This is a genomic window from Frankia casuarinae, from assembly GCF_000013345.1.
Classification (GTDB): domain Bacteria; phylum Actinomycetota; class Actinomycetes; order Frankiales; family Frankiaceae; genus Frankia; species Frankia casuarinae.
Genome location: NC_007777.1, coordinates 4743153 through 4755604, shown reverse-complemented (window position 1 = coordinate 4755604; position 12452 = coordinate 4743153). Strand labels below are relative to the sequence as shown.

Here is a 12452-nt window from a genome sequence, read left to right as displayed (position 1 = left end):
GGGCGGGTGGGTTGCCCGGGCAGGTGGTCAAACGTGCAGGTGGGAGTTGAAGACGAACGTCCGCTTGCCCACCTGCACGCGGGTGCCGGGGATCAGGGGAGCCGGCTGGTGCGGGCTCAGCGGCGTCCACACGGTCGCCTCCGGCGGGGCGATGTAGGTGCCGTTCGCCGAACCCTGGTCGGTGATGACCGCGTCCCAACCGTTGAGGGTGATGACGGCATGCACCCGGGAGACGGCGCTCTCACCGTCCTCGACCGGCAGCGCCCGTGCCTTCCCGGCCCGGACCGCATCGTCGCGGTCCGGCTGGCGGCCGATCACCAGGTCCATGTCGACGTTCATGGTCTGGCCGTCGTCGAAGACGAGGACGCCGACGGGCGGCCGGGGACCCCAGACCGTGCGGGTGTTCTGCTGGGCGAGCGACAGGCCGCACTCGGAGCAGTACGGCGCCTGCGGGTGGTTGAAGTGGCCGTTGGCGCACAGCACACCCTCGACCTGAGGCTCGCCGCTGCTCGGCAGCATCGTCGGTGCCTCGTCGTCCTCGATGAGGTCGGAGACGGTGAAGCTCTGGCCCGGGAGCTGGGTCAGGGCGTCGAGCTCGTCGAGCTCGTCGAGGTCGGCCGCCTGCGTCGGTTCGGCGGCGGCGCGGCGTCGATGGGCCTCCTCCTCCTTGCTGAGCAGGGGGGCGAGCGCCGGCGGGGTGGTCGGCATCGGATCGGGGGCGCGGGTTCCCGGCGTGGGGATGGGCGCGGCGCCGGTCATCGGCTCCCGGACCGGATCGAATCCGGCGAGCAGCTGCTCGGCGGAGGCCTTCGGCGCGGGCAGCGACGGCGTGTCGCTGAGCAGCAGACTCACCCCGATCCCGGGCACGGCCCCGATGCGCAGGTCAAGCGGGAAACCGAGATCGCCGAGCCCGCCGGGGAAACCCGTCGGCCCGACCAGGCCGGTGGGGCCGACGTCGATCCGGCTGATCTCGGTGGGCAGTAGCCGGTCGACCCACGTGGCCGAGTCGACGCCGGAGAGCGTCACTCCGCAGCTGCCCGTCGCGACGACGTCCATCGCCCCGTGGACCAGCGCGGCGACCCGGTCATTGACCGTGGTCAGCAGGCTGAAGTCGGGCACCCGATCCGGATCGGCATCGGCCAGCAGCCCCGCGACCCGACGCACCAGCCGGCGACCCATGGTCGACGCGGTGGCGCCCACCTCGGCAGCGACCTCGGCGCACAGCGCCAGCAGCCTGGTGGTCGTCTCGGCCGTCTCCGCCCGGCCGGCACAGGCGACGATGAGTGCGCCGGGCAGCCGGACGACCACTCCCGTCCGATCTCCGCGCCCGGATTCCACGACCACCCGGAAACGGTCCAGTCCCGCCATGACCTCGCCCCTCGTATCCCGCACCCCGGAGGATCCCGACCTTGAAGGATCCCGCATTCCGAACATCGGTGCCGATCTTCAGGCTATCGGCTCCGGTGCGTGTCCTCGCCGCCTATCCTGCCGTGCCGCGCCGGCACCGGAAACCGCCTGTGGTCACCGCGCACCTGTGGTCACCGCGTACCTGTGGTCACCGCGCACCTGTCCTCGGGTCGGTCACCCCAGCGCGCGGTCGAGATGGATCGCGGCACTGATCAGGGCGAGGTGGGTGAACGCCTGCGGGAAGTTGCCGAGCGCTTCCCCGGAGGAACCGATCTCCTCGGCGTAGAGCCCCACATGGTTGGCGTAGGTGAGCATCTTCTCGAAGACCATCCGGGCCTCGGCGACCCGACCGGCCCGGGTCAGTGCCTCCACGTACCAGAACGAGCACAGGTTGAAGGTGCCCTCGTCACCCGTGAGGCCGTCGCTGCCGTCCGCGGCGTACCGGCGCACCAGACTGTCGCTGACCAGGTCCCCGCTGAACCGTTCCAGGGTCGACAGGAACCGGGGGTCGGTGGGGCCGGAGAACTTCACCAGCGGCATGCACAGCAGGGATGCGTCCATCCGTGGTGAGCCGGGGAACTCCATGTAGGCGCCGCGGGCGGGGTTCCACGCCTCGTTCTGGACGAACCGGTAGGCCCGCCCGGCGTAGTCCTTCCATTCGTTCGTCGGCCCGGGCAGGCCGCGCTGGCGCGAGATCCGGCAGGCCCGTTCGAAGGCGACCCAGGTCATCACGGCCGAGTAGGTGAAGCGCTGGCGCCCACCCCGGGTCTCCCAGATGCCCTCGTCCGGTTCGTCCCAGTGCCTGGCCAGCCAGTCGAGCTGGCGGCCCAGCGCCTCCCAGAGCTGGAAGGAGATCGGGACCTGCTTGTTGTACAGGTACACCGAGTCCATCAGCTCGCCGTAGATGTCGAGCTGGAGCTGCGTGGCGGCGGCGTTGCCGATGCGCACCGGCTTCGAGCCGCGATAGCCGGACAGCTGGTCGAGGACCAGCTCGTCCAGGTCGGCGTTGCCGTCCACGCTGTAGAGCACGTAGAGCCCGCAGTGCTTGGGTGCCTCGTGACATCGCTGTTCGAGCCAGTCCATGAACGCCGCGGTCTCGTCGGTGAATCCGAGCGCCATCAGCGCGTACACCGTGAAGGCCGCGTCGCGGATCCAGGTGTAGCGGTAGTCCCAGTTGCGCACGCCGCCGAGCTCCTCGGGTAGCGAGGTGGTCGGCGCGGCCACCAGCGCCCCGGTGGGCCGGTAGACGAGCAGTTTGAGGACGAGAGCGCTGCGTAGCACCATCTCCCGCCACCGGCCGTGATAGCGCCCGCGCCGGATCCAGGCCTGCCAGTAGTTCAGCGTCCGGGTGAACAACGTCTCCGCCTCGCCGATGATCAATGGGCGGATGGTCGAGTTCCATTCGAGCACGATGTCGGCACACTCGCCCATCGCCAGCTCGAACTCGGCGACCACGGCCGTGGCCTCGACGCGCAGCGGCAGGGCCGTGCGCAGCACAAGGGTGCCGGCGGTCGACTCGAACACCGCGCCCGAACCAGGCACCAGGGTGACGGTGTGCGGGGCCCGGCCGTAGTCGAACCGGGGGTCGCAGCGCAGCCGGAACGTGGCGGTTCCACGCACCGCTCGGGCCTGGCGGACCACGACGTGCGGTGTCTCGGTGACGTCGCTGTCCACCGGGACCATGAAGTCGATGACCTCACCGACCGCGCGGGGGGCGAGGAAACGGGTCATCAGGATGTTCGAGTCGGGGAGGTAGAGCTGCCTGGCCCGGGAGTCCGGACAGTGGATACGGAACGATCCGCCACGGTCGGCGTCCAGCAGACTCGCGAAAACCGACGGCGCGTCGAAGCGCTGCGGGCAGTACCAGTCGATCGTGCCGTCCGTGGCGACCAGGGCCACGGTACGCAGGTCGCCGATGACCGCGTGCTCTTCGATGGGCGGATAGTCGGTGTCGGGCATTCGTGGGCTCCGCGAAGCGTGACCGGCCGAGGTCGGCCGTGGGGGTTGCGGACAGGGGGGAGGATGGACCGTGTCGCCGCGGCCCGCTAGGAGCCGCCCGCGTCCTCCGACCGCCGCCGGTCGCCACGCGATTCGGTGGCAACCAGGCGAAGGTAACCCGTGGCGGAGTCCACGGGACCATCACCGGGCATAAGCCACAGTGGCCGCGGCGAGCCGGTGAACGTGCGATGCCGGCGGTGGTTCGCGGCCACATCGGTGGCTACCAGGATCGTTGGCACCGGTTCACCGGTGCGAAACGGTGGTTCCCGGCGCGGGTGTGCGGGTGTTGCGGATGCGCCCTGGTGGGGTCTCGGCGCTCGGGCCCTCACAGTGGCCACCTACGATCACGCCATGGCCGCCCACCCGCCGATCGCCGAGGACGGTCGTGCCGCGTTGGTGATGTTCGCCCGGGGTGACCGGGTCTTCCCCGTTGACGACCTCGGTGGCGGGGTCTGGTCGCGGCGCGGCACGGTACTCGCCGTCCACCCGGCCGGCCGTCGCGAACCGGCCGGGAACGCCGACCCCGTGCGGGTCGAGTCGGCCCGCGGCGTGACCCCCGTCACGGCCCGAGCGACTGTGCTGTGGGACGACGGCACCGCGGAGGTGATGGCGGAGGACCAGCTGTGCCTCGTCTACGACCAGGAGGCACCCGTCGGTATCCGGGTCGTCACGCTGCCGATGGTCGAGCCGGTGGACGTGGTGCAGCACGGTGGCCACGTCGTGCTGGTCCTGCGCGACGGTCTACTGACACCCGCCGACGTGGAGATCCTGCGCGGCAAGCTGCGCTCGGTGCGTGCGGCGCTGGCCTCCACGCGGCCGGATCCGTCGTCCGTCGCCGAGCTGCGCCGCCGGGATCTCGACCTGCTGCGGGCTCTGATCGCCCAGCTGACCGGGGGATAGCCCGACACCGGGGGGACAAGCCCGGCTCGGTGCCGGATGGCTCAGGACGTCGAGTAGGGACCGGGGCGCACCCCGGGGCCGTAGGCGTTGCCGTTCATGCCGGCTCGCGGCTGCTCGGTCATCGCCTGGCTGACCTTCGACGCGATCGCCTCCGTGAGCCGGATCGCCTGGGTCAGCGACAGGTTCAGCACGATCTCGCTGTCATCGGTCATCGCGAAGCGTACCGACACATCCGCCATGGTGGTTCCTCCCAGTCTCGGCCCGCCCGACACCCGTCTCCGGTGGTTGGAGGTCGGAGGGAGGCCCGTTTGGGCGCTCACTGCCGCACGGCCTCGGGGCATGGTGACCACCCCACCCTCTCGGATCGACTTCTCGAGCTGTACGCGACCCCCCCGTTCAAGGGCCAGGGCGGTGCTGCTAGTGGCATCCTGGTCCGACTCTTCGTGACCGTCCAACTTCGATAACCCCTGTCGCCGCGGCTGTCGCCGTTCCAGCTTGCCGATTCGTAATGGTTGCATCGCCTACGGTGGTGATGCCACGAATGGGGTGCGGAGCCGTGAGTCGGATCACGTTGAGGCGACGCCGTGGGGCCTCGTCGGGGGTCCACGGGTCGGCGCTGTGGGCCTGGTGTGGTGTCCTGTCAGATCCAGCCCGGGAACCACATCCGGGCGCGCCACGAGGAGTAGGGGATCACCTCGGCGGCCAGGATCGGGTAGAAGTACGCGAAGAGCAGCACGACGATGATCGTGTAGACCCCGACCGACAGCGCCCCGACCAGGCGGCGGGTCTCCGACGCCTCGCGCGGGCCGAGGACGAGCCCGGCCAGCGCCGTGATGGCGAGGACCAGGAACGGCAGCGACGGCAGCGCGTAGAAGAAGAACATCGTGCGGTTCGGGAACAGCAGCCACGGCACGAAGGCCGAGCCGAACCCGACCAGCACCAGGGCCGCCCGCCAGTCCCGCCGGGAGACCCACCAGGCGAGCATCGCGACCAGTGCCGCCGTGCCGACCCACCAGATCGCCGGGTTGCCCAGGGCGATGACCTCCCGGGAGCAGCCGGCCGGATCGTGGCAGCCCGAGGTCCCGTACGCCGGCGAGGAGTAGTAGTACGCGACCGGCCGCGCCATCACCAGCCAGCTCATCGGATGCGACGCGAAGGCGTGCCCCTCGTGGAGTCCCTCGTGGAACTTCAGCACCGCCATCTGGTACTTCCACCAGCCGTGCCACGCGGCGCCGAAACCGTTGCCGTAGTAGTGGCGGTAGTAGCCGCCGTCGGTGACGAACCAGCCGGTCCAGGTGGCGAGGAAGGTCACGATGGGGACGAGTACGAACGCGGCGAACCAGGCCGGGCTGTCCCGGCGCAGTGCTCCCAGCACGGGTCGGCGGGCTCCGCCGGTGCGCCGTGCTCCGATGTCCCACGCGAGGGCGAGCGCCGCGAAGCCGATGATCGTGTAGAGGGCGCTCCACTTCACCCCCATGGACAGTCCCAGGGCCGCTCCGCAGGCCAGCCGCCAGGGGCGGAACCCCAGCCGCGGCCCGTACATGTCGAGGAGGCGGTCGGCCCGGGTGGGCGGAGCCGTCGTGGTCGGGCCGCCGTCCGGGCCGGCGTCCGTACCGCCGTCCGGGCCGGCGGCCTCGTCCCCCAGGGGTGCTGAGCCGGGGCTGGAACCAACCGGTTCCAGCCGGTCGGCGAGCCGGCGGCGGCCGTCGTCCCGGTCGAGCAGCAGACAGGCCAGCGCTACGACGACGCCGGTCATCAGGAAGATGTCGAGGATCCCGATGCGGCTCTGCACGAACTCCAGCCCGTCGAGGGCGAGGAGCAGACCGGCGAAGCAGCCCAGGAGCGTGGAGCGGAACATCCGTCGGGCGGCGCGGGCGAGGACCAGGACGGCGAGCGTCCCGAACAGCGCGGACGAGAACCGCCAGCCGAGCTCCGGACTGCCGTGCGGGACCCCGGCACAGTCGGTATAGCCGAACAGGCCCTCGGAGGCGGCCATCAGCCATTTGCCGAACGGCGGATGGACGACGTAGGCCGGACCGGAACAGGTCGTCGAGTTGATCTCATACCCGGCCGTCAGCAGGCCCCAGGCGTCCTTGGTGTAGTAGACCTCGTCGAAGTAGATCCCGCGGGGCTCCGTGAGGTGCCAAAAACGCAGCAGCCCGGCGACGATCGCGACGGACAGGGTCGCCAGCCACCCCATGAGCGGCGACCGCGGCATCGGTGGACACAGCCGCTCACGCACCGAGAGCGCCCGACCGCCGGCCGGGCCGGCGGAACCCGGGCCGGTCACCCGCGCCGCGTCCCCGCGACCGGTCGCCGTCCAGGGCAGGTGAGCCGTCGTCGCCGTCACACCGATCAGGGTAGGTCCTGGCTCCTGACAGACTGGTCGGGTGTCCGGGACCCTGGTGCTGTGCGGTGCCCCCATCGGCGACGTCCGGGACGCCAGCCCTCGGCTCGGCGAGATCCTCGCCACCGCGGATGTGATCGCCGCCGAGGACACCCGCCGGGTCCTACGGCTGGCGCACGCGCTCGGCGTGACGGTGTCCGGGCGGATCGTGTCGTGCTACGACGCGGTGGAAGGCGCCCGGGCCGCCCAGCTCACCGACTACCTGCGCCAGGGCGCCACCGTCGCGCTCGTCACCGACGCCGGGATGCCCGCCGTCTCCGACCCCGGGTTCCGGGTCGTGGCCGCGGCCGCCGCCGCGGGGATGGCCGTGACCGTCGTTCCCGGTCCGTCCGCCGTCACCGCGGCCCTGGCCGTCAGCGGGCTGCCGACGGACCGCTGGACCTTCGAGGGCTTCCTGCCGCGCAAGGGCGGCGATCGGCGTGGACGCCTTCGCGACCTGGCCGGCGAGCCGCGGACGATGGTGTTCCTGGAGTCCCCGCACCGGCTCGTGGCCGGCCTGCGCGACCTCGTCGCGGCCTTCGGCGCCGACCGGCCGGCGGTGCTCTGCCGCGAGCTGACGAAGACCTTCGAGGAGATCGTCCGCGGCGACCTCGCCGATCTGCTCGGCTGGGCCACCGACGGCCGGGTCATCCGGGGGGAGTTCACGCTGGTGGTCGCCGGCGGTGCCCGGGGCCGGGCCGAGCCGAGCGGGGCCGAACCAGGCGGGGCCGGGCTGAGCGGGGCCGAACCGATCATCGACGGCAGGATCCTCGTCGCCGAGGTAGCCCGACGAACCTCGGTGGGGATGTCCCCGAAGGACGCGCGCAAGGCCGTGGCCGCCGAGTACGGCGTCTCCCGCAACGAGGTCTATGCCGCGGAGCTCGCCGTCCGGGCCGGGGACCGGGCTGGCGGGCGCTGAGCACGGTCGGCGGTCAGCAGTGGCGTTGGAGAACGAGGGCCTTGCCCAGCGCCGCCCACTCGTAGGCGATCACGTACGGCCAGGCCCGGCGGGGGGGCGGGACCCCCTGCATCCGCGTCTCGCCGTCATAGCAACGGGCGAGGCGCAGCCGGGCGCGCGTGCTCTGCGAGGTCGAGGCGACGACTATGAGTGAATGCCACCCGCGGCGTGCCGCCGCCGCGGAGGTCCACCGCGACTCGCCCTGGGTCGTCCGCGGATCGGGCGAGAAACAGATCACCTCCACCCCGGGAATGGGCCCGGGGCACGGGTCCTTCTCCGTCGGCGCCGAGACCGCGAGCACGGGTGCGTAGCCGGCCCGCGCGAGTGCGACGGCGCGTTCGAGCCGTCCCGGGCTCCCGGCGAACATGACGATCGCGTCCACCGGGGCGGGAGCATCCTGGTGCGGAAAGACGAACAGCCGGGCCGTCGCCACCGCGAAGGCCACCGTCAGGCCGCCGAGGATGCCCACCGCGGCCCGGCGGCGCCACGGCCTCGTGGGAACACGACCGAGTGGACCCGCCGTCATGTTTCCCCCTCCGCGGCCCGCGCAGGTGCCGCCGTAGAGCTTCTCAGTACCACGGCGGCACCCGAACCAACCACCGTTCACCCGCTCCGGGTGGTCCACCGCTCCGGACGGTTCACCCGCTCCGGACGGTTCACCCGCCCCGGACGGTCCGCTGGCGGCGGAGAGCCACTCACGTGGTGGGGAGTGTGCGTGAGGCCGGAGGCGTCCGAGGCTGCGTGGGCGTGGGCGTCCCCGGCGAAGTCCGAGACGCCATCCCCGGTCGGCTGGTGAACAGCCGGGGATGGGCGAACGGTGCCCGCGCCGACTCACGGGGCCAGACCGTCCGGGAGGCACCGGCCTGCCACTGCACGATCGGGATCTGGTGGCCGACCTGGAGCCCCGTCGCCTCGTCCAGCCGGAAGCGACCGAGCAACGTGGTCGTGTCGATGCCCCGGGCGGCGGCGAGCACGGAGGCATCCTGCACGCCTCCGCAGTAGCGAATGGCCCGTCCCAGGATCAACCCGGTGACGTAGGCCCAGGCCGCCGTTTCGGTCGGCGCGACGCCGTGCAGGGCGGTGAAGTCGGCGGTGAACTCCCGCGCGGTCGGGCCGGTCGCGGTCGGCTGGGTGCTCTCGGGCATCCAGCTGCCCGGCGCCAGCAGCTGCTCGCGCAGGTCGCCCAGGCTCGCGGTGGCCTGCGCGCTGACGGCCGTGGAGAAAGCGGCCGCCCGCCACGGCCGGCGCAGCAGGATGTTCGCCGCCGCCAGCTCGTCGTCCGGGCCGGCGTGGACGATGAGGATGTCGCCCGGGGGCAGCCGGGTCGCGGCGAGGGCGGCCTTGCCCGGGGGGAAGACGTGCGAGGCCACCTCGAACGACTGCGCCACCGCGGCGGCCTTCGTCACCGATGTGATCTCGACGGCGGTGTCCCCGGAGGCGAGCAGGACGACCTTGCGGGCCCGTCGATCGGCCGCCCGTACGGCGGCGAGGACCCCGCGCGGCCAGGTCGAGGTGGCCGCGGCGATGTTCACGACGTTCGGGAACGCCTGCCGGACGAAGCGCGTGGACGGGGCGCCGGTGTTGAAGACCACCCGGTCCGTCGAGGCGCAGGCCGCGAGTGCCGCCCGGTGGCCGTAGGGTCCGAGCAGGGCGTCCGGCCCCGCGGCCACCGCGGCGCGCATGGCGGCGGCCGAATCGGGATACGCGTCGTAGGCGGTGAGACTCACCTCGTCCCAGGGCAGTGGGAGGCGTTCGTCACGCGCCCACAGGGTGACCCCTCGTAGCCCGGCGAGGCCTTGGGCGGCATCGGGACCGGTCAGCGGGGTGACCAGGGCAACGGTCAACGGTGTCGTCATCGCGTGGGGTCCTTGCGCTTGCTCACCCGATTAGCGTCCCATGCCGGGTTGTCTGGCACACCCGGCGGCGGTCGTAGACTTCAGACCTCAGGAAACGAAGGGCGGGCACGAGAGGGCGGGTGAGGTGGCGCGAAACTCTGGCCGGTCGGGTGATCCGCCGCCACCGCCGGACCCTCTTCCCGTGGCCGTGGTCGACAGCCACTGTCATCTCGACCTGATGGGCACCGAAGTTCCGGCGGCGATCGCGGCGGCCCGGGCGGTCGGTGTCACGCGGGCCGTCACCGTCGGCATCGACCTGCCCACCAGCAGATGGCAGGCCGAGGTTGCCGCGGCGCATCCGGAGATCTACGCCGCCGTCGCGATTCATCCCAACGAGGCGGCCCGGGGGGTCACCGAGGAGACGTTCGCCGCCATCGCCGAGTTGGCCCGCGCCGATCGCGTGCGCGCGGTCGGCGAGACGGGCCTGGACTACTTTCGCACCCCACCCGAGGCGCATGCCGTGCAGCAGGAGAGCTTCCGGCGCCACATCGCGATCGCCAAGGAGACCGGCCGGGCGCTGATGATCCACGACCGGGACGCCCACGACGACACGCTGCGTATCCTCGCCGAGGAGGGCGCCCCGGAGAAGGTCGTCTTCCACGCCTTCTCCGGGGACACGGCGATGGCGAAGATCTGCGCGGACGCCGGGTACGTGATGTCGTTCGCCGGCAACGTCACCTTCTCCAATGCCGCCAATCTGCGGGAGGCGGCGGCCGTCGCTCCGGCGGATCTCATCCTGGTGGAGACCGACGCGCCGTTCCTCACCCCGACCCCCTGGCGGGGCCGGCCCGGCGGCCCGTACCTCATTCCGCTGACGCTGCGGGTGCTGGCCGAGACCCGCGGCGTCGGCGTCGCCGAGCTCGGCACGCACATCGCCGCGAACGCGGAGCGGGTGTTCGGGCCCTGGTAGACACCGACGCGCTGTTCTCGCCGGCTGAACTTCGGGCCCTCGCGCACGAGCTGGGCCTGCGGCCGACGAAACGGCGCGGACAGAACTTCCTCGTTGACGCGAACACCGTCCGCCGGTTGGTGCGGCTCGCCGGCGTCGGCCCGGACGACACGGTGCTGGAGATCGGGCCAGGACTCGGGTCGATGACCCTGGGGCTCGTCGAGGCGGCGAAGGCCGTCGTCGCCGTCGAGGTGGATCGCCCCCTCGCCGCGGCCCTGCCGGTGACCGTGGCCGCCCGGCTGCCGGCCGACGTCGCCGAGCGGTTGCGCGTGGTGGCCGCCGACGGTCTGCGGGTCACCCTGGCCGACCTGCCCGCCGACGTGGCCGCGCCCGGGGTGCTCGCCGCGAACCTGCCCTACAACATCGCGGTGCCGCTGCTGCTCGGGCTGCTGGAACGGCTGCCCTCGCTGCGCCGTGGGCTGGTGATGGTCCAGGCGGAGGTTGCCGACCGGCTCACCGCGCCGCCGGGCAGCCGGGTGTATGGGGCGCCCAGCGTCAAGCTGGCCTGGTACGCGCACGCCCGGCCGGCCGGCGCGGTGCCCAGACCGGTCTTCTGGCCGCAGCCGAACGTTGATTCAGGGCTGGTGGCCTTCGCCCGCAGGCCCCTGCCCGGTCCGGCGCGGCTGCGGGCGGACGTGTTCGCCGCGATCGATGCCGCGTTCGCGCAGCGCCGCAAGACCCTGCGTACGGCCCTGGCGCCCTGGGCCGGATCGCCCGCCGCCGCCGGGGACTTGGCGCGTGCCGCCGAGGTCGATCCCGGTGCCCGGGGCGAGACCCTCGACATCGCGGCCTTCTGCCGGCTGGCCGCTGCCCGCGCCGCCCGCTCCGACTGAGCCACCCGGCGCAACTGAGCCACCCGGCGCAACGGCGGGGAAGGGCGCAACGGCGGGGGAGGTCAGAGGTGCGAGATCCCGATCGCGCGCCGGACGCCGGCGAGCACCGGCCGGGCCCGGTCGCGGGCCCGCTCGGCACCCGCCGCGAGGATGCCGTCCAGCTCGCTGTCCGGGGCGATGAGCTCGGTGTAGCGCTCCCGCAGCGGTGACAGCCAGTCGTTGAGCGTCTCGAACAGGGCGTTCTTCACCTCGCCCCACCCGGTGCCGCCCTGCTCCAGACGGCCGCGCATCTCCTTGATCGTTTCTGGAGTCGCGAAGTTCTCGAGCAGAACGAAGGCCGCGGAACTGTCCGGGTCCTTCGGGTCCGCCAGCGGTGTGCTGTCGCTCACGATCCCACGGACGAGTTTCCGTAGCTGCTTCTCCGGCGCGAAGAGGGGGATTGTGTTCCGGTATGACTTGCTCATCTTGCGGCCGTCGATGCCGGGCAGTACCTTCGCCGAGCTCCCGGCCGGGAGGACCACCTCCGGGATCTTCAGGCTGAACACGTCGCCGAACAGATGGTTGAAGGAGCCGGCGATGTCGGCGGCGTATTCCACATGCTGCGACTGGTCCTGGCCAACGGGGACCACGTCGGCATTCATGATGAGAATGTCGACGGCCATCAGAATCGGATAGTTGAACAGGCCCATGTTGATGCCGGCGTCCAGATCGGGGACGCCGGCCTCGGCGTTGCGGTCACGGGCCGCCTTGTAGGCGTGGGCCCGGTTCATCAGACCCTTGCCGGTGACGCAGGACAGCACCCAGGTCAGCTCGAAGATCTCGGGGACGTCGGACTGGCGGTAGAAGATCGTGCTCGTCGGGTCGAGCCCGAGCACGAGCCACGTGGCCGCCACCGAGCGGGTATAGCTCGCCAACTCCTCGCGACTACGCACGGATGTCAGGGCGTGATAGTCGGCGACGAAGTAGATCGACTCGTAGGCCGAGGTGAGCTCCAGCGACGGCCGGATCGCTCCGATGTAGTTGCCGAGGTGCGGCTCGCCCGTCGGCTTGATCCCGGTGAGAGACACCTTCGGCTGTTGCGCTGCCATGGCAGGGCAGTCTACGGACGCGGGGCGGCCGCCGGGAC

The 12452-nt window shown here is 71.8% G+C and carries 11 protein-coding genes; 4 read left to right on the top strand and 7 right to left on the bottom strand.

Going from position 1 to position 12452, the window contains the following annotated elements; translation table 11 throughout:
- Window positions 1–27 precede the first annotated feature (27 nt).
- Together FRANCCI3_RS20065 and FRANCCI3_RS20060 are read right to left on the bottom strand one after the other, a co-directional pair.
- On the bottom strand, window positions 28–1368 hold the full coding sequence (locus tag FRANCCI3_RS20065; RefSeq protein ID WP_011438347.1) for an FHA domain-containing protein: 1341 nt from the start codon (window positions 1366–1368) through the stop codon (window positions 28–30).
- 213 nt (window positions 1369–1581) lie between these two features.
- Window positions 1582–3366: a glycoside hydrolase family 15 protein gene (locus tag FRANCCI3_RS20060; protein ID WP_011438346.1), complete on the bottom strand. Its 1785-nt coding sequence runs from the start codon at window positions 3364–3366 to the stop codon at window positions 1582–1584.
- A 390-nt stretch (window positions 3367–3756) separates the two neighbouring features.
- On the opposite strand from FRANCCI3_RS20060, the gene FRANCCI3_RS20050 reads away from it, so the two are divergent.
- The gene (locus tag FRANCCI3_RS20050) at window positions 3757–4305 is read left to right on the top strand and encodes a hypothetical protein (protein WP_035909299.1); all 549 of its coding nucleotides are present in this window, start codon (window positions 3757–3759) and stop codon (window positions 4303–4305) included.
- 41 nt (window positions 4306–4346) lie between these two features.
- Here the strand turns inward: FRANCCI3_RS20050 and FRANCCI3_RS20045 are convergent, their stop codons facing one another.
- Together FRANCCI3_RS20045 and FRANCCI3_RS20040 are read right to left on the bottom strand one after the other, a co-directional pair.
- A complete protein-coding gene (locus FRANCCI3_RS20045; RefSeq protein ID WP_006541195.1) occupies window positions 4347–4544 on the bottom strand; it encodes a hypothetical protein in 198 nt (65 codons plus the stop codon).
- Window positions 4545–4945: 401 nt separating this feature from the next.
- On the bottom strand, window positions 4946–6655 hold the full coding sequence (locus FRANCCI3_RS20040) for a dolichyl-phosphate-mannose--protein mannosyltransferase (protein ID WP_011438343.1): 1710 nt from the start codon (window positions 6653–6655) through the stop codon (window positions 4946–4948).
- 40 nt (window positions 6656–6695) lie between these two features.
- Between FRANCCI3_RS20040 and rsmI the strand changes: the two genes are divergently transcribed.
- A complete protein-coding gene (gene rsmI, locus FRANCCI3_RS20035) occupies window positions 6696–7610 on the top strand; it encodes a 16S rRNA (cytidine(1402)-2'-O)-methyltransferase (RefSeq protein WP_035732497.1) in 915 nt (304 codons plus the stop codon).
- A 13-nt stretch (window positions 7611–7623) separates the two neighbouring features.
- Here the strand turns inward: rsmI and FRANCCI3_RS20030 are convergent, their stop codons facing one another.
- Together FRANCCI3_RS20030 and FRANCCI3_RS20025 are read right to left on the bottom strand one after the other, a co-directional pair.
- Window positions 7624–8175 carry a YdcF family protein gene (locus FRANCCI3_RS20030; RefSeq protein WP_023840053.1) on the bottom strand — a complete coding sequence of 184 codons (552 nt, stop codon included), beginning with the start codon at window positions 8173–8175 and terminating at the stop codon, window positions 7624–7626.
- 169 nt (window positions 8176–8344) lie between these two features.
- Complete coding sequence (locus FRANCCI3_RS20025; RefSeq protein ID WP_011438340.1) at window positions 8345–9505, bottom strand: ABC transporter substrate-binding protein; 1161 nt, start codon at window positions 9503–9505, stop codon at window positions 8345–8347.
- Between the two features lie 124 nt (window positions 9506–9629).
- On the opposite strand from FRANCCI3_RS20025, the gene FRANCCI3_RS20020 reads away from it, so the two are divergent.
- Together FRANCCI3_RS20020 and rsmA are read left to right on the top strand one after the other, a co-directional pair.
- Window positions 9630–10454: a TatD family hydrolase gene (locus FRANCCI3_RS20020; protein WP_011438339.1), complete on the top strand. Its 825-nt coding sequence runs from the start codon at window positions 9630–9632 to the stop codon at window positions 10452–10454.
- A 116-nt stretch (window positions 10455–10570) separates the two neighbouring features.
- Window positions 10571–11326, top strand: coding sequence for a 16S rRNA (adenine(1518)-N(6)/adenine(1519)-N(6))-dimethyltransferase RsmA (gene rsmA, locus FRANCCI3_RS20015; protein WP_011438338.1), 756 nt, complete (start codon window positions 10571–10573; stop codon window positions 11324–11326).
- 62 nt (window positions 11327–11388) lie between these two features.
- Here rsmA and FRANCCI3_RS20010 read toward each other — a convergent pair whose 3' ends face one another.
- The gene (locus FRANCCI3_RS20010) at window positions 11389–12414 is read right to left on the bottom strand and encodes a tryptophan--tRNA ligase (protein ID WP_011438337.1); all 1026 of its coding nucleotides are present in this window, start codon (window positions 12412–12414) and stop codon (window positions 11389–11391) included.
- Between the last annotated feature and the right edge of the window lie 38 nt (window positions 12415–12452).